This is a genomic window from Maribacter aurantiacus (assembly GCF_005780245.1).
GTDB classification, from domain to species: Bacteria; Bacteroidota; Bacteroidia; order Flavobacteriales; family Flavobacteriaceae; genus Maribacter; species Maribacter flavus.
Genome location: NZ_VBUK01000001.1, coordinates 1,137,069 through 1,159,187 on the forward strand (window position 1 = coordinate 1,137,069; position 22,119 = coordinate 1,159,187).

The window sequence follows — 22,119 nt, forward strand, 5'->3', positions numbered from 1 at the left end:
TTATTGCTTAATCGTTTAAATTATGGCTAAAAATAGAAAGCTCACAATTGGTGTCGATTTTGGAACCGATTCAGTAAGGACCCTACTTGTAGATGCACTAAATGGCGAAACTTTATCCGTTGGTTCAAGTAATTATGAATTATGGGCAAAGGGTAAGTATTGTAATCCAAACAAGAGTCAATTTCGACAACATCCTATTGATCATATAAATTCTTTAAAAAAATCAATGAGTGAATTGTTGAAAGATATTCCAGAATCAACGATTAATTCAGTTTATGGGTTATCCATTGCGTCTACAGGTTCCACTCCAGTCGCTGTTGATGTGAATGGTGTTCCCTTGGCCTTACTCGAAGATTTTAAGGATAATCCTAATGCCATGTTCATTTTGTGGAAGGACCATTCTGCAATTAAAGAGGCATTGGAGATTAATGAGCTGGCACATTCAGGGGATTTTAATGACTATACAAAATATGTAGGAGGAACTTATTCATCGGAATGGTTTTGGTCCAAAATATTACATGTTTTAAGAGTAGATGAAAAGGTCAGAAACGCTGCTTACTCTTGGGTGGAGCATAGTGACTGGATACCTGCATTACTAACAGGCAATGATGACCCATTAAAGATTAAAAGGAATGTATGCTCTGCGGGTCATAAGGCTATGTGGAATAAATCTTGGGGAGGTTTGCCCTCTGATGAGTTTTTATTAACCGTAGACCCATTACTACAAGGATTAAGAGAAAGACTTTATACGAAAACCTATACAGCCGATATGGAAGCTGGGTATATCACTGGTGAATGGGCCAAAGAATTAGGGCTACCCAAGCATACAAAAGTCGGTGTAGGAAGTCTTGATGCTCATATGGGTGCTGTAGGTGCCCAAATTAAGCCCAATTATCTTGTAAAGGTGATCGGTACTTCTACATGTGATATGCTGACTATTTCCAAGGTGGAAATTAAAAAAAAAGTAGTTGAAGGAATTTGCGGACAAGTGGATGGTTCCATTTTACCTGATATGATTGGCTTGGAAGCTGGTCAATCTGCATTTGGCGATATTTATGCCTGGTTAAAAAAGCTTCTTATGTGGAACTTGGAAGGTCCTAATTCATTTAGTAAACCAAGATCTAAGGAGTTATGGGAAGGGGCCATAAGTCAATACAATAAGACAATTTTGGAAGATTTAAGTAATGCTGCTAGTCAGTTAACTATATCAGATTCGGATATTGTCGCATTAGATTGGTTAAATGGCAGAAGAACACCAGATTCCAATCAATCCTTAAAAGGAGGAATTTTGGGATTAACCCTCGGTTCCGATCCACCTAAAATATTTAAAGCATTGGTAGAATCGACCTGTTTTGGTTCTCGGAAAATATTGGAAAGGTTTCTAGAGGAGTCAATAGAAATAAAGGGAGTAATAGCAGTAGGTGGAGTTGCTCAAAAATCCAATTTCGTTATGCAGACTCTGGCTGATATTCTGAACTACCCGGTAAGTGTAATGCGTTCTAATAATACATGCGCTCTGGGAGCAGCAATGTCAGCAGCTGTAGTTTCGGGTATATACCAAGATTACTATATGGCCCAAAAGGCTATGGGTAGGGGTATTAAAAAAACATTTCAGCCAAATAAGCAAAATGTAGAAGTATATAATAAACTCTACGAAAAATACTTGTCGTTCGCCGAATATGTAGAAAAGGATACTATCCAATAAAATTTAACCAAGATTAATAAAAGTTAATAAAGTAATATGAAAGAAATGCCAAAAGTTGGAATAAGACCGGTTATTGATGCTAGGTTAGGCGGTATTAGAGAATCCTTAGAAAAGTCTACGATGGATATGGCCCTAAGGGTTGCACAATTAGTATCTTCAAATGTAAAGTACTTTAATGGGGAGAATGTAGAATGTATCGTAGCTGATAATACAATTGGTCGAGTACCAGAAGCTCAAAAGTGCGAGGAAAAATTTTTAAAAGAAGGAGTGGGACTTTCTGTAACTGTAACCCCATGTTGGTGCTATGGTACAGAAACAATAGATATGAACCCTACTAGGCCAAAAGCAATCTGGGGTTTCAACGGCACGGAACGTCCGGGAGCTGTTTATTTGGCAGCCGCGTTGGCGGGACATGCCCAAAAAGGACTTCCTGCATTTAGTATCTACGGAAGAGAAGTTCAAGAAAGGGATGATGAAACTATTCCTGATGATGTTAAGGAAAGTATTTTACAATTCGTTAGGTCAGGTATTGCAGTAGCAACTTTAAAAGGTAAATCCTATTTATCAATTGGATCTGTATCTATGGGCATAGCAGGTTCAATAGTTAATGAGGTTTTCTTTCAAAAGTACTTGGGCATGCGCAATGAGTATGTCGATATGAGTGAAATTAATAGGAGGCTTCAGAAAGGAATTTATGACAAACAAGAGTTCAAAAAAGCACTTGTTTGGACTAAAGAGAATTGCAAAGAGGGTGAAAATCGAAATCCTGAAAAACTTGTCAAGTCTAGAAAAAAGATGGATGAAGAATGGGAGACCGTGGTTAAAATGACCATAATCGCAAGAGATTTAATGATAGGTAATCCAAAATTAAAGGACATGGGATATGGAGAGGAGGCATTAGGTCATAATGCTTTAGCTGCTGGATTTCAAGGACAACGTCAATGGAATGATTATATGCCTAATGGTGATTTTTTAGAGGCAATACTCAATTCCTCATTTGATTGGAATGGTATTAGGAGTCCGTATATAATGGCCACTGAAAATGACAGTTTGAATGGGGTTTCTATGTTATTTGGATATTTATTGACAAACCAAGCTCAAATGTTTTCCGATGTGAGAACGTTTTGGAGTGCTTCATCTGTTGAAAGGGTAACGGGATACCAGCTACAAGGTAAATCATCAGATGGAATTATTCATTTAATTAATTCTGGATCGTCTACTCTAGATGGGACGGGACAACAAACTCAAAATGGCAAGCCCGTAATGAAACCCTATTGGGAAATAAAAGAAGAAGAGGTAAAAAAATGCCTTAATGCAACTGATTGGCCACCTGCCATGTATGAGTATTTTGGAGGTGGCGGTTATTCATCTCATTTTGTTACTAAAGGAGAAATGCCTGTAACCCTATGTAGGATTAATTTGGTGGACGGGTTGGGGCCAGTAATACAAATAGTTGAAGGTTGGACCGTAGAGTTGCCCGAAGATGTACATAAAATATTAGACAACAGGACAGATCCTACTTGGCCTACTACCTGGTTTGTTCCAAGATTAGATAAAGAAAAGGTTGCCTTCAAAGATGTTTATAGTGTTATGGCAAATTGGGGAGCGAATCACGCTGCATTTAGTTATGGTCATTACGGTAATGATATTATAACACTTTGTAGCATGTTAAGAATACCTGTGAATATGCACAATATACCCAATGAGAAAGTTTTTCGGCCCAAGGATTGGGCTTCCTTTGGTATGGATATTGAATCTTCCGATTTCAGGGCATGCAAAAATTATGGACCCTTGTACAAATAAGAATGGATTGTGGTATTAATTGTTACGTTGAAAAATGTTTTATTCGAATCTTCAGAAGACTCGCCAACAAATTTCTTGGGTATCTCTGAATATATTAGTACCATTGTTTTAGCTTAATTGTTAAAGCAAAATGAAAAAGAAGCCATCACTTAAGGATATTGCAAAGGAGGTAGGGGTATCGGTACCTTTAGTTTCTTATGTGTTGGGCGGAAAAGGGAAGGAGAATAGAGTATCAGATAAAACGGCAAAAAAAATTAGAGATACTGCGAAAGCCTTAAATTACAGGCCAAATTTAAATGCTAGAAGCCTAAAAACTAATAGAACCAAAACTATAGGTGTTATACTAGCGGATATATCGAACCCATTTTTTGCGAACTTGGCCAGAATTATTGAAGATGAAGCCTTTAGTTTAGGCTATACTGTGATTTTCGGGTCATCTGACGAGAATATAAGAAAGTTTGATAGAGTGCTTGAGCTTTTGTTAACTAGGCAAGTTGATGGATTAATAATAGCACCCCCGGAAGGTTCAAAAAACACTATATCTCAGCTAAAAAAACAAAATATTCCTTTTGTGCTTATTGATAGATATTTCCAGGATTTGGACTATAATTATATTGTTGCCGATAATTTCAATGCCTCTATGCTTGCCACAGAATATTTGATAAAAAAAGGGCATAAAAGAATTGCAACGATAGGTTACAATTCCTCATTGGCACATTATCAAGATAGGTATAATGGATATGTTGAAGGACTCAAAACTAATGGAATAGAGGAAGATGCAAATCTGGTAAAAAGGGTAAGTAATAATAAATTAAAGGCTGATATGCACGAAGCAATCACCCATTTAATAAATGTTAATAATGCGACGGCAATCTATTTTCAAACAAATACACTAGCAGAAGAAGGTTTAAGGCAATTAATAGGATTAGAAAAAGATATACTAGCGAAAATTGATGTAGTAGTTTTCGACCAGAACTCAACTTATCATTTTCTGCAAAATTTTGTTCCTTACATTGATCAACCTATAAAGAAAATGGGCTATTACGCACTTAAAACACTTATAGAACATATAAATAATCCTGATTTAAATACCTCGCAATTGAAATTACCTGCGCATCTGGAAGAGGAGGGTATGAGGAAAAATAATTGAAAAATATTAATTAATTTATCAATTAAATTAAATGTTGTCTTTTTTTTAAAAGACTTTTTTGTTAAAAAACCAATATTGGAAAGATTTTTTTTTGTTTTTACAATTTTATTAGTAATATTGCTTAATCGTTAAAGCAATCATTTATGTATCATGGTTTTCGTAATGATATATCATTGAATTATTTATTTAAGAGTCAGGATTATTTTTTATTTAACCAATAGCTTAATCGATTAAGCGACATAAACTTAATAACTAACTAATTAACAAATTGATTATGTATGGAAATCATTTAGAGAGTCAGCCAAAGTGGACAGGGTATAGAATCTTATTTTCTTTTGTGCTGTTCAGTATTTTGACCTTACCTTCTCTTTTCTCTCAAAGAAATATCAATGGTAAGGTCATAAGTGAAGATAGTCCTGCGGGATTACCGGGTGTAAATGTTACTATTAAAAATGAAAACACTGGCACCATGACTGATTTTGATGGTAACTACAGCGTCGAGGTAAATTCAAATAATGCTATTCTTGTATTCAGTTACATCGGTTTTAAAACAAAGGAAATCCCAGTCGGAGATGAGTTAGAAATCAACGTAACCCTTGTTGAAGATGTAAGTTCACTTGATGAAGTAGTAGTAATTGGTTATGGAACCCAAGTTAGAAGGGATGTAACTGGTTCTATAGCATCATTAAATGAAGATTCTTTCAGCGCCCAAGCCAATACCAATGTAGATCAGATGATTCAAGGCAAGGCCGCTGGTGTCCAAGTGGTTCAAAATAGTGGTGAACCTGGAGGTGGTATGTCAATCAACATTAGGGGTGTGGGATCCATAAATGCAGGAAGTGGTCCTCTTTATGTTATAGATGGTTTACCCATTAATAATGAGCCTTCGATTTCACAAACAGGTAACGAAACTGCACCTACAAGATCACCGAGAAATCCAATTGGCTTTTTGAATCCTGAAGATATAGCCTCTATTGACATTCTAAAGGATGCATCTGCAACCGCTATTTATGGGTCTCGAGGTGCAAATGGTGTAATAATGATTACCACCAAAAAAGGTAATTCAGGTGATTTGAGAATTGATTATAGCACCCATGTTGGTTTCAACAAAGTGCATAATCGATTAAATCTCTTGAATGCGGAACAGTATAGAGAAGGAATTAATTCACTTATCGATTTAGGAGCTGGAAGTGAAGCAGAGAGGGTCCCCGATGGACCAGGTGTCGATACGGATTGGCAAGATGTGGTATTTAGGGATCAAGCCATTTTACAAAAGCACAATGTTAGTTTTTCGTGGGGTAATGCCAACACTTCATATCTTGCAACCTTAAATAATACGAAAGAAGAAGGCTTAGTTAAAAATACTCAGTTCAATAGATTTAGCGGACGTTTCAACTTAAATCACAGAACTGAAAAATTTAATGTAGGTATTAACACTACAATAAGCTACATAAAAGACAATTTTGTTCCCAATGGATTTGATGTTAATTTAAGAGGGGGTGCGATAAATGCAGCAAAATTATATGACCCAACTTTACCTATTAGAGACAGCCAAGGTAATTTTGTGATTTCAGAATTCTTTGATATCGATAATCCCGAAGCCATTATCTTTGGAAATCATATAACAGGTAATAGATACAGAAGTTTAGGGTCTGCCTTTTTAGAGTATTTTTTACTACCTGAGTTTTCATTTAAGGTAAATGTAGGGGCTGACGTCAACAACGAGAATAAGTCGGTCTACAAGGATAGAACCACTATCATAGGTAATTCATTGGGAGGTGTTGCTTCTGCTTATTCCGCTACAGACTCAAATTATCTTATTGAGGGTACGGTAAATTATATCAAAGATTTTGGAGTTCATGATGTCAGCTTACTTTTAGGTATCACGACCCAACAGTTCCAACGAAGGTTCAGTTCACAAGATGCCAATAATTTTACAACGGATGCTACCCTTGCTGATAACTTCGGTCTTGCTGACAGATCTACTTTAATCAATAATAGCAGTAAAGCTTCCAATAGTTTACTCTCTTATCTTGGAAGGATAAATTATAAGCTATTGGATAAATATCTTCTTACCGCAAGTTATAGAATTGATGGTTCTAGCCGATTTGGGGAGGGTAACCGTTTTGGCTTTTTTCCTTCTGTTTCAGCCGGTTGGCTGTTGGACCAAGAAGAGTTTTTCAAAAATGATATTGTTAACACACTTAAACTTAGAGCGAGTTGGGGCTTGACAGGAAATCAGGAAATAGGAAACAATCAAGCAATTTCCACTTTTAATACTGGAAACCAAACAAGTTATGTGTTAAATGACAATTTTGTTACCAGCCTTAATCCAAGTAGAATTGCCAATCCCAATCTTCAATGGGAAACAACCGAGCAGATTGATTTAGGTATTGATTTTGGTTTTTTTAATGATAGAATTTCGGGTTCATTCGCATGGTATAATAAGAAAACTACAGACATGCTTCTTAGCCTACCTGTTCCAACTTCCAGTGGATTCAGTAGTCAACTGGTAAATATTGGTAGTATGAAAAATACGGGTATTGAAATTGGTCTGAATACCTATAACATCTCAGGGAAAAATTTTTCATGGAACTCCAACCTAAACTTAGCCACATTGCAAAATGAGGTGATCGATTTAGGTGGAATTCCTGAAATTCTATCGGGAAGTTTCGGCGCCGCCGCAACTGAAGTTGGAATTATAAGACCCGGGGATCCTTTACGTTCTTTTTATGGTTTCGATGTTATTGGTGTTTGGCAGGAAGGAGATGATTTTACTCAAATTTCTAATAATGTTAGTCCTGGCGATTTTAAGTTTAGGGATGTCAATGGTGATGGGACCATAGATGGGAACGATAGAGTCATACTTGGAAATTCTTTTCCAGATTTGACTTGGGGGTTCACAAATACTTTTGATCTTGGAAATTGGAACCTAAACGTTTTGTTTATGGGTGTGGAAGGAGTAGAAATGATAAACGGTAACCTTTTAGAACAATATTATCCAAGGTCAGGAATAAGAGTAAATAGATTTGCCGAGCCATTTTTAAATAGATGGACGCCAGAAAATCCTACCAATCAACAACCATCATATTTGGGGATAAGTCAACAGGGACAAGGAGTCAATTCCAAAACGGTAGTGGATGCATCATACGTAAAACTGCAATCAATCAGATTGGGGTATATGTTTCCATCAGATTGGATAAAAAATTCATTCAAGTCCTTTGAGATTTATGCTACTGGCTTGAACCTTGCTACTTTTTCATCCTATGATGGCTTTGATCCTGCTTTAAATCCTAATGGCACAGCCAATTTTAGAATTGATTGGAACGGGTACCCATCTGCCACATCCTTTTTACTTGGTTTTAATATAGGGTTTTAAAATAAAATTAATTAACTAATAGTGATATTATGAAATCTATACAAATTATAATTTTAGTATTTATCACGGTCGCACTGTTTGTTCGTTGTGAATCAACTATCGAACCAGAAATTTTTTCTGAAACCGCACCGGAAAATTTATTTGAATCATTACAAGGTGTTGAAGCAATTCTAAATGGGGCCTACGCAAATTTTGCAGAGGTCGGAGGTAATGATGCTGCGCAGCAATTATCTGTAGAGGAGATAATGACTGACGGTGGTTTTACCACTGAAGGTGCTATCGCCAATTGGGCAACTAATTTTCAAGACTTCGTGTTAGATGGCGTGGGAAGTAGATTATATCCCGTTTTTTGGAATCAGCCTTACCAAGCTATCAGAAATTCAAACATACTTCTTGAAAATTTAGAGGCAGCGAATATAGATGATGCCTCAAAAATATTAATTACCGCTGAGGCTCGATTTATTAGAGCGGCCAGCTACTATAAATTATATATGCGTTTTGGCCCAACGCCTTTACGAACCAGTACCACACAAGAATTAGAGATACCTAGGGCGTCTGAAGAGGAAATTTTAAATTTCATAGAAACAGAATTATCCCAAGCAATGCTAAACTTACCTAATCCAGGTACTGAGAAGCAATGGGGTAGAGCACATAAAGGAGCAGCTATGGGAGTTCTCACTAAATTTTATTTAAATACCAAACAATGGGAAAAGTGTGCAACTATGGCTCAAAATGTTATCAGTATGGGCTATTACGAATTATTTCCTGAATATTTTGAACTTTTTCAGGTGAAGAGTGAGCGCAATAGAGAATTGTTATGGGTTAGGACGGCTAAGGCTGATTTAGGACGAGAGGCTAACATAAGTTTTATGAATTTCGCATGGCCACAAAGTTTTGCTAGAGATCCTAATACAGGTCTAGAGTTCTGTGATGGATGTAGAAATTTTGCCACTATGCTTAGAATTAGGGATGACTTCTGGCTTTCTTTCGACTCAAACGACAAAAGAACTTCTCTAATATTAAAAGAATATATAAATACTTCTGGGGAGCTTATTAATCTTCTGCCGCCAAATGATAACGTACGTCCTTTTAAATACTGGCCAGCAGATGACTTTGCAGGTCCAGCTTATGGTAATGATATTCCCGATATAAGATATGCTGACATTCTTTTATCAAGAGCAGAAGCACTAAATGAACTCGACGGGCCCAACCAAGAATCCATAGATTTGATCAATCAGGTTCGAAATAGGGCAGGATTGCCAAATTTGGTTTTGTCAGATTTTGGAAGCAAAGATGAATTGAACGACCATATCTTAAAGGAAAGGGGATGGGAATTCTGGTGGGAAGGTAAAAGAAGGCATGATTTGATACGCCATGATAAATTTATAAGCCAAGCTATTGCTCGGGGTATTCCTGCACAGGATCATATGGTCAGATATCCAATTCCACAATTCGCACTTGATGCTAACCCATTACTTAAACAAAATGAAGGATATTAAATTTCTCGATGTACCGTCTAAGATAAATCTTTTGTTTTTTTGTTTCCTTAGTACTTATCTTTTTGCCAAGGATAAAAATGAGGGTGTTCTTGGAGAACCTATTAAACCGAATATACTTCTGATTTATGTAGATGACTTAGGTTATGGAGATTTACCCAATTATCCTGGAGCTTTAGGTAATTCGATTGCTGAAACTCCTAACATAGATTTATTAATTAACTCTGGGATGAGCTTCACCAATGCTTACTCATCGGCTCCTTTGTGTTCTCCTGCAAGAGCTGCACTTTTGACTGGAAAATCACCTGCGCGATTAGGTTTTGAATTTGTTACAAAGCATAAAAAAGATTCGTTGGGTTGGGATAATCAAAAATGGATTTCGATGTTCCAAAACAAAAAGCTTATACCACCTCCAATTACCCTTAACCTACCTTTAGAAGAAATAACGATAGCCGAAGGTCTTAAAAAGGCAGGATATGAAACCGGTATAGTTGGTAAATGGCATGTTGCAGCCCATCATAAAGTTTATAAAGGTTGGAGTCCCACCCATGGACCATCCCAACAAGGGTTTGATACAGCAAAGGAAACCTTTGGGTCTCATCCATACAGTGGGATAAAAAATTCCCCTCAATTGCAAATAGGAGAATATCCAGAAGATTCTCTCACGAATGAAGCTATTAAGTTCATAGAGAAAAATCATAATTCTCCTTTTTTTCTAATGGTAAGTCATTATTTTGTTCACACGCCTCACTTACTCGGTTTGCAATGGATAGAAGAAAAATATAAAAAAAAGGCAAGCAACAATATTAGTAAAGAAGAGTTGCGATATACCGCCAATATTGAACTATTAGATTATTATGTTGGTCAAGTGTTAAAGGCCCTTGATAAATCTGGCCTTAGAGAAAAAACATTGGTGATTTTTACATCAGATAATGGTGGGCATCCAGCTTTTGCTCATCATGCCCCTTTTAGAGGTAGTAAATGGAACTTATATGAAGCAGGAATTAGGATACCGATGGTAATTTCCTGGCCTGGTGTTGTCGAGCCTGATTGCATTGAAAACACCCCTGTTATACAAACTGATTTTTTCCCAACGCTTATGGAAATAGCAGGAACCAATAAATTGGAAACAGTTGAACTTGATGGGCAATCCATTTTCTCACTATTAAAGGGGAAAGGGATTGTGAGAGAAAAAACATTGTTTTGGCATTTTCCTTATTATCATCCCGAAGGTGAGGCATATAATAAAGCAAAAGATGATATTGGTTTGGAGGATGGCGAAATTAGTCAGACACGTCCGCACGCAGCATTACGTAAAAATTCTTTGAAGCTAATTTTGTTTTTTGATACTGATAGTATCGAACTATATGACCTTAAGAATGACCTAGGAGAATCTCATAATCTTGCAGCTACACGTCCGTGGGATGCCGAACTTATGAAAAAGGAATTGCTTCAGCGTTTATATAATTCTAACGCTAGATTTCCTAGAATCAATCCTCAATAAACAACTAAATACAATGGTACAAATAGTGAATTCTGCATTTAAATTCGATTTAAGACGTAAACTATATCAATATGAATAAGATTATAATTTTCAATTCATTATTTATCCTAATTACTTTGTGCTCTTGCTCTAATTCAAAGACTTCTAGATTGGAAAGGAACGTAGATTCAAAAGAATTTACAATCGTTAAATACAATAACAACGAAATATCAGTTGAATTGGGAGTTGGATTATGGGCATGGCCTCTGCCAATGGATTTTGACAATGATGGAGATATGGACATGATTGTTTCTTGTCCAGATACCCCATTTAATGGTACTTATTTCTTTGAAAACACTTCAGGTCCCAAAGTGAAAATGCCAATTTTTGAAGAACCCATAAAAATTGGGGAAGGTATGAAGAACCTTCAAGTATTTTCAGACGGAAGTCAAACTAGAGTTCTAGGTAGAGGTGTTGAATATTTGAATTTTAAAAAGGATATTTTTTCTAACTCAAAAAATCTACCATTTAAAGAAGAAATAGAAAAAAATCACTCTAAAATAAGGTTTAGTCAATGGAAATATGTGGATTATGAAAATGATGGTGATTTAGATATCATAGTAGGTATTGATGATTGGACTGATTATGGTTGGGACAATGCTTTTAATGAAGAAGGCGAGTGGATAAATGGTCCTCTACATGGATACATTTATCTTTTGGAAAATGAAAATGGTGGATACATAAATAGAGGAACAATTAATGTAGGAAATGAACCAATAGATGTTTATGGGGCGCCATCTCCCAATTTTGCCGATTTTGATGGTGACGGAGATTTAGATATTATTTGCGGTGAATTTTTGGATCGTTTTAATTGGTTTGAAAATATAGGGACAAGAGAGAAACCTATATATTCTGAAGGACGTTTTCTTGAAAATAAGAATGGCACCATTACCATGGATTTAGAAATGATTATACCTTCTTCCTTAGACTGGGACAAGGATGGGGACATTGACCTTATAGTTGGAGATGAAGATGGTAGAGTGGCATTTGTAGAGAATACCGGTTTAGTGGAAAATAGTATGCCCGTATTCAATTCTCCCAAATACTTTTATCAAAAGGCCGATAATTTAAAATTCGGAGCTTTATCTACTCCTTATAGTGTAGATTGGGATGAAGACGGTGATGAGGATTTAATAGTTGGTAATTCTGCAGGATATATTGCATTCATAGAAAACTTAGGTGGAGATAGTTTGCCAAAATGGGATTCTCCAAAGAAGTTAACTGCTGAGGGAGAGGAAATTCGATATTTAGCAGGAGAAAATGGTTCTATACAGGGGCCTGCGGAAAGGAAATGGGGTTATACTACATTATCAATTAATGACTGGGACGGTGATGGTTTAAAGGATATCATTGTAAATTCCATATGGGGTAAGATTATGTGGCACCGGAATATTGGTTCAAAGGGTACCCCTGAATTACAAGCAGCGATTCCTATTAAGGTGGGTTGGGGTGCAGATTCTATACCTAAGCCTGAATGGAATTGGTGGAATCCAGAAAGGAATGAGTTGGCCACACAATGGAGAACAACTCCTGTAACGATTGATTGGAATAAGGATGGACTGATGGACTTGGTAATGCTAGATCACGAGGGATATCTATCTTTTTATGAACGGTATAATGATAATGGGGAACTTTACTTAAAACCTGGACAGAGGATTTTTTATGGAAAGGGAGAATCTGAGTTTGACAACAAGAACAAACCGACAGCAAAAAATGATGGGCCACTAAGATTGAACAACGGGAAATATGGAGCAAGTGGAAGGCGTAAAATCTGTTTTGTGGATTGGGACATGGACGGTGATTTGGATTTGATAGTTAACGGAAAAAATGCTTCTTGGTTCGAAAATGTTCTTGAGGAAGGTGATAAGGTAAGTTTTGTTTACAAAGGTGATTTGTCAGAAAAGAAAATAGCGGGCCATACAACTTCACCAACAGTCGTGGATTGGAATGGCGATAAAATCCCTGATATTTTGCTTGGAGCGGAAGATGGTCATTTTTATTTGTTTACCAACCCATTAAGTCAAAAAAATAATTAGACAAGTTTTTTTGGTGTCATTTAAATAGGACCGTGTACTTATGATTAAAATTATATCATTTAAAGTTTTTGGGTTGTACATAAAAAGTAACACAGTCATCTTAAACTTTGTTTTTGTACTCCTGGCTCTGTTTAAATTTTTTGATTTGGAAGCTCAAATCGAAAGGCCAAACATAGTTTTTATTTATACTGATGATCAAGCATCTTGGACGTTGAACAGATCGGGTAATAGTAACAGTTATACACCAAATATCGATAGGTTAGCTAACGAGGGAGCCTATTTTGAAAATGCATTTGTATCAACCCCTGTCTGTAGTCCAGCTAGGGCTAGTATTATGACAAGCAAATATGGAAGCGAACTAGGAATTTTGGATTTTATACCACAGCCTGGCCATAAATTGTATAATGAGAAGAATAAAATAGGTCTTTCGCCCGGCACTACGACTTTTGCTGAAGTAATTCAAGAGTCAGGTTATAAAACTGGTCTCATTGGAAAATGGCATTTGGGCGATTGGACTGAAACTAAGAGTAAGGAATTTCATCCAACAAATCACGGGTTTGATTTTTTTATGGGTTTGACCGGTGGTGGTACAAGTTCTGAATCTCCAAAATTGGAAAAGAACGGGGTAGTAAAAACCTTTGAAGGGTATACAACTGACATTTTAACCAATGAAGCTATTGATTTTGTAAGAAGAAATCAAAGAGAACCATTTTTGCTTTGCTTAAATTATAGGGCGCCACATAGCCCATGGTTACCTGTAGCACCGGAGGATTGGGAACCATATTCGGATAAGCCAATTGAAGTTCCTAATCCAAATTATCCTGACTTAGATCTTTATAAAGTCCAAAAAAAAATGAAGGAGTATCTGGCAAGTGTTACGGGTGTAGACAGAAATGTAGGTAGACTTTTGGAGATTTTAGAAATTCTGAATCTAGATAAAAATACAATAGTAATTTTTTCTTCAGACCATGGCTACAATATGGGTCATAATGGAATAGAACACAAGGGAAATGGCTATTGGATTACTAAAAACTTACCCAATGGTACACCGGATATACCCAGTAAATACAGACCTAACTTATTTGATAATTCATTAAAAGTTCCAGCCATTGTCAAATGGCCGGGAAAAGTTCAACCAGGTACAATTATTTATGATAATATCTCTAGCCTTGATTGGTTTCCAACAATTATAGAAATGGCAGGAATCAAAGTGCCAGATAATTTGACAATTCGTGGTAAAAGTTTAAACCCATTATTGACCTCGGAACCGAACATTGATTGGAATAACGATATATATGCAGAATATAGCATGATGAATTATGCAAAAGCAGATTTAAGATCGTATAGAACTAAAGAATGGAAGCTTGTAAAGGATTTTAACGACCCTTCAAGAGATGAGTTGTATCATGTTTCACTAGATCCTGAAGAAAATATTAATCTGATTAATGCTCAAAATGAAGTAGAAATTAAAGCCATTAAGGAATTAAGTAGTCTAATATTAGAAAAAATGAAAGAATTGAACGATTCTTTGCTTAGGGAAAACTAATCAAGGTTGTGTGAGCATTTTTAGAAAAATCTTATAAGGATGAAAATAAGTACCATTGTATTTAAGGATAGTGTTTTTTTATTAAGGTCTTTATTAGTTATTACGGTTATACTATCTATAAAACCTAATATTTTTGGACAGGATTCCCATGAAAATATACAAGCGGGAAATGTGAATAATGTTCTTTTTATTATGGTTGATGACTTATTTAACAATTTTAATGTTTATGACCTAAGGACTCCAAATATAAATAAGTTAATAAATCGAGGTATGCTCTTTGATAGAGCTTATGCCCAAGCTCCACTCTGTAACCCTTCTAGATCTTCCATTCTTACAGGAAAGCGTCCCAATAATTTAAGAATTTGGAGCAATGCTCCACATTTTCGAGGAATACACCCACGAATAAAGACATTACCTGAAGTTTTTAAAGATCAAGGCTATACTGCAGTTGGAATTGGCAAAATTTTCCATAATTGGGGCCAGGCCTTGATGGGAGACCCAAAATCTTGGTCGCGTCCTGAAATGTATCATTGGGCGGCACATAGCCAAGATTGGTATATACCGGGAAGGCCATTCGAAATACATGGAGATATACCTAAGGGAGCAGCCGTACAAATGGAGGATGTACCAGACGAAGCCTATTTAGATGGTAGAATAGCAAATGAAGCTATTAACACCCTGCGTAATTTACGTGAGACTCCTTTTTTTTTAGCAGTTGGTTTTTGGAAACCTCATTTACCATATAATGCTCCAAAAAAATACTGGGATTATTATGATCGGTCAAAATTACCTAGTCTTTCATATACTGATGAAATAAATTCTATATCGGATTGGAATTATATAGACTCTAATGAGGCTAGGTCATATTCCGATGTGCCGAAAAATGGACCTATTTCGGACAACAAAAAGTTGGAGTTAAGACATGGGTACTATGCTGCTATAAGTTTTTTGGATGCTCAGATTGGAAAGATAATAGATGAGCTTGAAAATTTGGACCTGATGGACAAAACTACGATTGTTTTTTTGTCGGATCATGGATATCATGCAGGTGAGCATGGCCAGTTTGGTAAATGGACAAATTTTGAAATAGGAACACGCGTACCTTTGGTAGTATACAGTCCTAATTTGACAAAACCAGGATCCAAATCATCTTCAATCGTAGAGTTGATTGATTTATTTCCAACATTGGTCGAGATAGCCGATATAGATATTGAGAATCTTTCGCAAAAACTCGATGGTAATTCCCTATTACCCATATTTGAAAATCCTAAAAAGGAAATTAAGAAAATTGCTGTATCACAAATTCCTAGACCTCTTGGATCAGAAGCAAATTTTTCAATCATTGGTTCAACAATTAGGGATAAAGACTATAGGTACATTCAATGGAAATCCGTTAATAACGATAGTATAATCGCAGAAGAACTTTATAATCTTAAGCAGAACCTATTTAAGGTTGATAACATTATTAGTGACAAGCGAGAACAAAGAATAGTGCAGGGATTAAGGAGAAGCTTGAATGAAACACTTAAGGTAGAGTAAAATGGCAATGATGTATTTACTTCATTACAGAACGAAAAATGGACAGGGTCATCTAAATGGAATGACCAACCTTTATAGCTTATTGTTAGTTTTAATATTTTCAATTAGTATAATCAATGGTCAGGAAAAACCTAATGTTATCCTGATTCTTGCTGATGATATGGCATTAGGGGATTTGGGGAATTTAAACGGTCGGTTGAACAAAACTCCACACTTGGACCAATTAATGGATTCTGGAATGTTTTTCTCAAGTGCCTATTCGGCATCAGCCGTTTGTACTCCAGCGAGGGCAGCCCTATTAACAGGTAAGTATCCACATAAAACCGGTGCTGTAACTTTAAACATGGAACGTTTCCCTGAACTATCAAGGGTTAAATTGAATGAAAGGACCATTGGGGATTTGTTTCGAGAACAAGGTTATTCTACAGGATTAATTGGTAAATGGCATATAGGAGACGGTGAAAAATATCATCCATTAAGAAGGGGATTTCAAGAGTTTGTTGGATTCAAAGGCTACGATGTTCCAAAGGATTACTATAATTATCGACTAGATTTTCAAGGTATTTACAGGGAGGTTACAAATGAATATTTAACAGATGTACTTACTGAAAATGCTATTGAATTTGTAGAGGAGCATCAAAATGAACCTTTTTTTTTACATCTAGCTTATTACACGCCTCATCGACCTTTAAGTGCACCCCAGGATTTAATAGATTTCTACTTGTCCAAGGGTTTTGATTTAAATACTGCAACAATTTATGCAATGATTGAGGTAATGGATAAAGGAATCGGAAAGTTAATGCAAACGTTGAAACAAAAAAGTCTTTTGAAAAATACGATAATCGTATTTGCAAGTGACAATGGACCAGATCCTCTTGTAGGAGAACGTTATAATCTGAATCAAAGAGGAACCAAATATACAATTAATGAGGGAGGAATACATGTACCATTAATATTCTATTGGGAGGGAAAAATTAAGCCAAGTATCCAAGAGCAAATAGTTCATTTTACAGATATCCTACCGACCTTAATCGATTTGTGTAATTTAACAATACCAGATTCAATATCTTTTGACGGAGGAAGTATCGGGCCTCTTTTATTGGGTAGTTCACTCAAAATAGAACTTCCCCAATATAGATATTGGCAATGGAATAGGGGTATTCCTTATTATAGCCACAATGCGGCTATTAGAGATGGAGATTGGAAATTAGTCTTTCCTTATGTCACCCGAGAAATGGTTCATTCAGAATCTGATTCCCTGCCAATGCTTTATAACATTAAAGATGATCCATACGAAAAGAAAAATCTTTCAAAAATGGAAAAGACAAGATATAATACTATGTGGACTGAATTAAATCAGTGGGGTAGAGAAGTGGAGATGCATCGCCTAACCAATTAATAAAATATCATTGAAAAGAATGAAATATTTAATATTCTTATTAATAGTCTTTACTACGGTATGTTCTTGCCAAGAAAGTTCAAAGGAGCAAAAAAGAATGGATAAACAGAGTAGGGATAAAACCAATGATACTCGATATTCAAAAAGTTTTTTAATTCCTCCAATTTCTGAGCAAGGTGAGGGGGCTTACCTAAAAGGGGAATTACTTTACTCCTTAAATGATAAACCTACACCAGAATGTCATGCATCTACTATTGTGGAAACTCCAACAGGATTACTGTGTGCTTTTTTTGCAGGAACTCACGAGAAAAATCCAGATGTAGGTATTAGGATATCTAGATTGGTCGATGGAAACTGGACAAAGCCAATAGAAGTTGCAAATGGTATTCAGAATGACACACTTCGTTACCCTACTTGGAACCCGGTATTGTTTCAACCAGAGAACGGACCCCTTATGTTGTTTTATAAAATAGGTCCGGATCCCAGAACATGGTGGGGTATGCTTATGACTTCGAATGATGACGGTAAATCATGGTCAAAACCATCAAAATTAGGGACTAACGATAAAATTGGTCATTTACTTGGCCCTATAAAAAACAAACCGATTCAACTAGCAGATGGAACAATAATATGCCCTTCAAGTACGGAATTTGAATCAGGTGATGGAGATGATAAGTGGATGGTACACTTTGAAATGACCAAGGATTTAGGAAAAACATGGGAAGTAGTGGGCCCAATCAATGATGGGAATGAATTTGATGCAATTCAACCAAGTATTCTAACGTATCCAAACGGAAAAATGCAAGTGCTTTGCAGAACTAGGCAGGATGTTATTTCTGAAAGCTGGTCAAAGGATAATGGCAAGACCTGGAGCGAAATGAAAGCTACAAGCCTTCCTAATCCAAATTCAGGAACAGATGCAGTTACTTTAAAGGATGGCAGACAGTTATTGGTCTATAATCATACAACCAAAAAGGGTGCGGAACCAAATAACAGGAATATGTTAAATCTGGCAATATCAGAAGATGGCCATAATTGGAAACCCGTAATGACTCTTGAAACAAAACCTGCCAAAGCAGGCTATTCCTATCCGGCAATTATTCAAACCTCTGATGGTTTTGTTCATATTACTTATACCTATTTAAGACAATCAATTAAACATGTGGTCATAGACCCGAATAAAATTTAATCGTAAGACACTATAATGGCAGAAAAATTTAAGGGCATAATCCCTCCGATGATTACCCCAATTTTATCCAATTCTAAATTGGACTATGATGGAGTTGGTAAAATTGTAAATCACCTTATAGAAGGAGGAGTCAACGGAATTTTTATTCTTGGGACAACAGGGGAATCAATTAGCCTTAGTTATGAGTCAAGAAGAAATCTAATCAAAGAAACTGCGACTCGGATAGAAGGCAGGGTGCCATTATTGGTAGGAATTACAGACACATCAATAGAAGAAAGTCTAAATCTGGCATCATTAGCATACGAATCAGGTGCGGAGGCAGTTGTGGCCACTCCTCCTTTTTATTTCCACCTTGGGCAAGAAGAATTGTTTGAATATTATTGGGATTTGGCAAATCAAACTAAGTTGCCATTATTTTTATACAATATGCCCTCCATGACTAAAATTTCCATGTCAGTGGAGACAGCTGTCAGATTATCACAACATCCAAACATAATTGGTCTCAAGGATAGTTCGGCAAACACGGTTTATTTTCAGGCTTTAAAATATTCGATAAATAGAAAGGATTTTTCCTTGTTTGTTGGTCCCGAGGAAATAATGGCTGAGACTGTTTTAATGGGTGGTAGCGGTGGCGTTACTGGAGGAGCAAATCTTTTCCCAAAGCTTTATGTCAAAATGTACGAAGCGGCTTTAGCACATGACTTTGATAGAATTAAGATATTTCAAAAACAGATTCTGGAAATAGCTACTTTATTATACACAGTAGGTAAGTATAACTCTAGTTACTTAAAGGGTGTAAAGGGTGCTGCTTCGCTATTGGGTTTATGTGAAAATCAAATGGCCTCTCCTCTTAAACCTTTTTTGCCAAAGGAAATGGAAAAGATTTCAACTAATCTTGAGGGTATAATGGCCAATTTAAATAAGCTTCCACTCTAGGCGGAGATATCGACTATATAAAAACTAATTAACCTGAAAATTTATACAAATGAGTACAATTGATATAATGGTTTTTTTGGCCTATATCATTGGTATAGCTGTATTTGGAGGGTCTTTTTTTAAGAATAATAAGTCTTCATCTTCTTATACTATAGGAAACAATGATATACCAGGATGGGTGGTGACCATGTCGATATTTGCGACATTTGTTAGTAGCATTAGTTACCTAGCTCTCCCCGGAAATGCATTTTTATCAAATTGGAATGCCTTTGCCTTTAGTCTTTCTTTACCTATAGCTTCCCTTATAGCGGTAAAGTTTTTCGTTCCCTTATATAGAAAGATAAATAGCCCATCAGCGTACACTTATATGGAGCAACGATTTGGACCATGGGCTCGGCTCTATGTTTCGCTTTGTTATTTATTAACACAATTAATGCGAATAGGGACAATTCTATACCTATTGGCATTGACACTCAATGCTATCGCAGGCTGGGATATTCCAGCCATAATAATTATCACAGGTGTAGTAGTAGCGATTTATTCCATGTTGGGAGGAATATCAGCGGTTCTTTGGACGGATGCAATTCAAGGAATAATATTGATTGTTGGAGCTATTGTCTGTGTTGTGTACATTTTATTAAATATGCCAGAAGGTCCTTCTCAAGTTTTCAATCTAGCGACAGCTAATGATAAATTTAGCTTGGGCAGTTTCAGTTTATCACTTACAGATTCCACATTTTGGGTAGTACTCATCTACGGGATTTTCATTAATCTACAGAACTACGGTATAGACCAGAATTATGTACAGCGTTATATGGCCTCCAAATCCGATAAGGCGGCGCAACGTTCTGCATTGGTTGGAGGTCTGATATATGTTCCCGTTTCCGCTCTTTTCCTATTTATAGGAACAGCCTTATTTGCTTATTACGATAGTGCTGCAAATCTACCTTTGGAATTACAAGACCCTAGTAAAAGTGACAGAGTATTTCCATACTTCATTGTGAATGCCCTTCCTGAAGGACTTAGCGGCTTATTGGTGGCATCGATTTTTGCTGCCGGTATGAGTACTATTTCTACTAGTTTTAATAGTTCTGCGACCGTTTTTTTAACGGATTACTATAACAAATACTTCAAAAGCAATGCTACCGACAAGGAAGGCATGAAAGTGCTTTATATCTCATCGGCAATCATAAGTATCCTGGGTATATTAATTGCTATTGCAATGATAAATGTAAAAAGTGCTTTGGATGCTTGGTGGGGCCTTGCCTCAATATTCAGTGGAGGTATGCTTGGATTGTTTTTGTTAGGTGTTGTTTCAAAATCCAAAAATGTTAAAGGTGCTATTATTGGTACTGTAGCAGGAATTTTAGTCATTATATGGTTAAGTCTTTCAGATATTCTTTTTGGTGAAGGTTCTTTGGGAAGTTCTTTCCATACCTATTTGACCATAGTGTTTGGTACTATTGTAATATTTCTGGTAGGGTTTTTAATTTCTATTCTATTCAATAGAAAGGATGGTGAAACCTTAACAGTAGATGATAATTCTTAAAAAAAATACAGTTTTGTATTGTTTGAGTTGTTAGTTTAATGCGGACAAGGGTAGACATTCTTTCTATCCTTGTCTTTTTTTCTTGAATATTAGGTTTTCCTACTTAATTATATTCCAATTATTCCAATAATAATCGATAGGATTGTCCAATGTACCTATATAAATTTTTTCTTTCCTAATTTTAAGTGTAACCCTAAATTTTTCATGAGATTTAATTTCTTTTATAGCATTTGAGTCAATGAGCTCGTCAATTTTATTCGCAGTAAGAATTAAAGCTGACCTAAGACCATTTGAATGAATCATTACAAACACATAGAAAACATTTCCAGCATAATCCCTTTCTAGTGAAACTTTACGCATGTCGAAAACATAGCTATTTCCGCTTAGAAGATTGGATGTTTTAACCTGTAGTGAAAATAATTTATTATTCTTGGTGGCAATGATGTCCATCCCGATATCCACACTCATTATACTGGCATTATAACCTCGGAATAATAGCTCTGAAGTCACATAATGTTCCCCGCCCTTACCTATAAACCCGCTCCCAATTTTCTCTAAAATCTCTTTCTTTTTTTTAGTGCTAACTGTCTCTTTTTTCTTTGGTTTATTTGGATTAATATCAAAGGTCGCCGGTGCTGTTTTTATGAAATCAGAATGGACTCCATTTTTATTTACTTATGTAATTAATTGGGCATTCATAGAAGATTCCGGAGTTTTTCCATTGGTATCAAGAAGGCCCGCTTCTAATGCCAAGCGTGTTATTTCTTTATAGTGCAGTGGTTCTCCCGAGTCCTTTAAAATTTTTATTGCAGATGATTTAAACTTATTCATATTGAAACAATTTCTTAT

Annotated in this window: 15 protein-coding genes; 13 read left to right on the forward strand and 2 right to left on the reverse strand. The window is 36.1% G+C overall.

What is annotated here, in order from left to right; genetic code table 11:
- The first annotated feature begins 22 nt into the window (after positions 1-22).
- The 13 genes from FEK29_RS04850 (at position 23) to FEK29_RS04910 (ending at position 21,270) form a co-directional block, all read left to right on the forward strand.
- Complete coding sequence (locus FEK29_RS04850) at positions 23-1,705, forward strand: ribulokinase (protein ID WP_138257240.1); 1,683 nt, start codon at positions 23-25, stop codon at positions 1,703-1,705.
- Positions 1,706-1,741: 36 nt separating this feature from the next.
- On the forward strand, positions 1,742-3,508 hold the full coding sequence (locus FEK29_RS04855; protein WP_138257241.1) for an L-fucose isomerase: 1,767 nt from the start codon (positions 1,742-1,744) through the stop codon (positions 3,506-3,508).
- 130 nt (positions 3,509-3,638) lie between these two features.
- Positions 3,639-4,658, forward strand: coding sequence for a LacI family DNA-binding transcriptional regulator (locus FEK29_RS04860; RefSeq protein WP_138257242.1), 1,020 nt, complete (start codon positions 3,639-3,641; stop codon positions 4,656-4,658).
- A gap of 274 nt (positions 4,659-4,932) precedes the next feature.
- Positions 4,933-8,037 (forward strand): SusC/RagA family TonB-linked outer membrane protein, encoded by a 3,105-nt coding sequence (locus FEK29_RS04865; protein ID WP_138257243.1) that lies wholly within the window; start codon positions 4,933-4,935, stop codon positions 8,035-8,037.
- A 29-nt stretch (positions 8,038-8,066) separates the two neighbouring features.
- A complete protein-coding gene (locus tag FEK29_RS04870; protein ID WP_138257244.1) occupies positions 8,067-9,536 on the forward strand; it encodes a RagB/SusD family nutrient uptake outer membrane protein in 1,470 nt (489 codons plus the stop codon).
- Entirely contained in the window at positions 9,523-11,037 is a 1,515-nt protein-coding gene (locus FEK29_RS04875; RefSeq protein WP_161595314.1) for a sulfatase, read from the forward strand. The genes FEK29_RS04870 and FEK29_RS04875 overlap by 14 nt, the downstream gene beginning before the upstream one ends.
- 71 nt (positions 11,038-11,108) lie before the next feature.
- On the forward strand, positions 11,109-13,112 hold the full coding sequence (locus tag FEK29_RS04880) for an FG-GAP repeat domain-containing protein (protein ID WP_138257246.1): 2,004 nt from the start codon (positions 11,109-11,111) through the stop codon (positions 13,110-13,112).
- 40 nt (positions 13,113-13,152) lie between these two features.
- Entirely contained in the window at positions 13,153-14,658 is a 1,506-nt protein-coding gene (locus FEK29_RS04885) for a sulfatase family protein (RefSeq protein WP_138257247.1), read from the forward strand.
- A 39-nt stretch (positions 14,659-14,697) separates the two neighbouring features.
- Complete coding sequence (locus FEK29_RS04890; RefSeq protein ID WP_138257248.1) at positions 14,698-16,197, forward strand: sulfatase; 1,500 nt, start codon at positions 14,698-14,700, stop codon at positions 16,195-16,197.
- Positions 16,198-16,204: 7 nt separating this feature from the next.
- Positions 16,205-17,596, forward strand: coding sequence for a sulfatase-like hydrolase/transferase (locus FEK29_RS04895; protein WP_205123388.1), 1,392 nt, complete (start codon positions 16,205-16,207; stop codon positions 17,594-17,596).
- A 19-nt stretch (positions 17,597-17,615) separates the two neighbouring features.
- Entirely contained in the window at positions 17,616-18,785 is a 1,170-nt protein-coding gene (locus FEK29_RS04900; RefSeq protein ID WP_205123389.1) for a sialidase family protein, read from the forward strand.
- Between the two features lie 15 nt (positions 18,786-18,800).
- The gene (locus FEK29_RS04905) at positions 18,801-19,721 is read left to right on the forward strand and encodes a dihydrodipicolinate synthase family protein (RefSeq protein ID WP_138257250.1); all 921 of its coding nucleotides are present in this window, start codon (positions 18,801-18,803) and stop codon (positions 19,719-19,721) included.
- A 49-nt stretch (positions 19,722-19,770) separates the two neighbouring features.
- On the forward strand, positions 19,771-21,270 hold the full coding sequence (locus FEK29_RS04910) for a sodium:solute symporter (protein WP_138257251.1): 1,500 nt from the start codon (positions 19,771-19,773) through the stop codon (positions 21,268-21,270).
- Between the two features lie 99 nt (positions 21,271-21,369).
- Here FEK29_RS04910 and FEK29_RS04915 read toward each other — a convergent pair whose 3' ends face one another.
- A complete protein-coding gene (locus FEK29_RS04915; RefSeq protein WP_138257252.1) occupies positions 21,370-21,738 on the reverse strand; it encodes a hypothetical protein in 369 nt (122 codons plus the stop codon).
- A 207-nt stretch (positions 21,739-21,945) separates the two neighbouring features.
- Complete coding sequence (locus tag FEK29_RS04920) at positions 21,946-22,101, reverse strand: winged helix-turn-helix domain-containing protein (RefSeq protein ID WP_138257253.1); 156 nt, start codon at positions 22,099-22,101, stop codon at positions 21,946-21,948.
- Between the last annotated feature and the right edge of the window lie 18 nt (positions 22,102-22,119).

Bases quoted from the DNA above. Each gene is read 5' to 3' on its own strand.
- FEK29_RS04915 (WP_138257252.1), bottom strand. From the start codon at position 21,738: ATGAGTGTGGATATCGGGATGGACATCATTGCCACCAAGAATAATAAA.
- FEK29_RS04880 (WP_138257246.1), top strand. From the start codon at position 11,109: ATGAATAAGATTATAATTTTCAATTCATTATTTATCCTAATTACTTTG.
- FEK29_RS04890 (WP_138257248.1), top strand. From the start codon at position 14,698: ATGAAAATAAGTACCATTGTATTTAAGGATAGTGTTTTTTTATTAAGG.
- FEK29_RS04885 (WP_138257247.1), top strand. From the start codon at position 13,153: ATGATTAAAATTATATCATTTAAAGTTTTTGGGTTGTACATAAAAAGT.
- FEK29_RS04905 (WP_138257250.1), top strand. From the start codon at position 18,801: ATGGCAGAAAAATTTAAGGGCATAATCCCTCCGATGATTACCCCAATT.
- FEK29_RS04875 (WP_161595314.1), top strand. From the start codon at position 9,523: ATGAAGGATATTAAATTTCTCGATGTACCGTCTAAGATAAATCTTTTG.
- FEK29_RS04855 (WP_138257241.1), top strand. From the start codon at position 1,742: ATGAAAGAAATGCCAAAAGTTGGAATAAGACCGGTTATTGATGCTAGG.
- FEK29_RS04895 (WP_205123388.1), top strand. From the start codon at position 16,205: ATGATGTATTTACTTCATTACAGAACGAAAAATGGACAGGGTCATCTA.
- FEK29_RS04860 (WP_138257242.1), top strand. From the start codon at position 3,639: ATGAAAAAGAAGCCATCACTTAAGGATATTGCAAAGGAGGTAGGGGTA.
- FEK29_RS04900 (WP_205123389.1), top strand. From the start codon at position 17,616: ATGAAATATTTAATATTCTTATTAATAGTCTTTACTACGGTATGTTCT.
- FEK29_RS04865 (WP_138257243.1), top strand. From the start codon at position 4,933: ATGTATGGAAATCATTTAGAGAGTCAGCCAAAGTGGACAGGGTATAGA.
- FEK29_RS04920 (WP_138257253.1), bottom strand. From the start codon at position 22,101: ATGAATAAGTTTAAATCATCTGCAATAAAAATTTTAAAGGACTCGGGA.
- FEK29_RS04850 (WP_138257240.1), top strand. From the start codon at position 23: ATGGCTAAAAATAGAAAGCTCACAATTGGTGTCGATTTTGGAACCGAT.
- FEK29_RS04870 (WP_138257244.1), top strand. From the start codon at position 8,067: ATGAAATCTATACAAATTATAATTTTAGTATTTATCACGGTCGCACTG.
- FEK29_RS04910 (WP_138257251.1), top strand. From the start codon at position 19,771: ATGAGTACAATTGATATAATGGTTTTTTTGGCCTATATCATTGGTATA.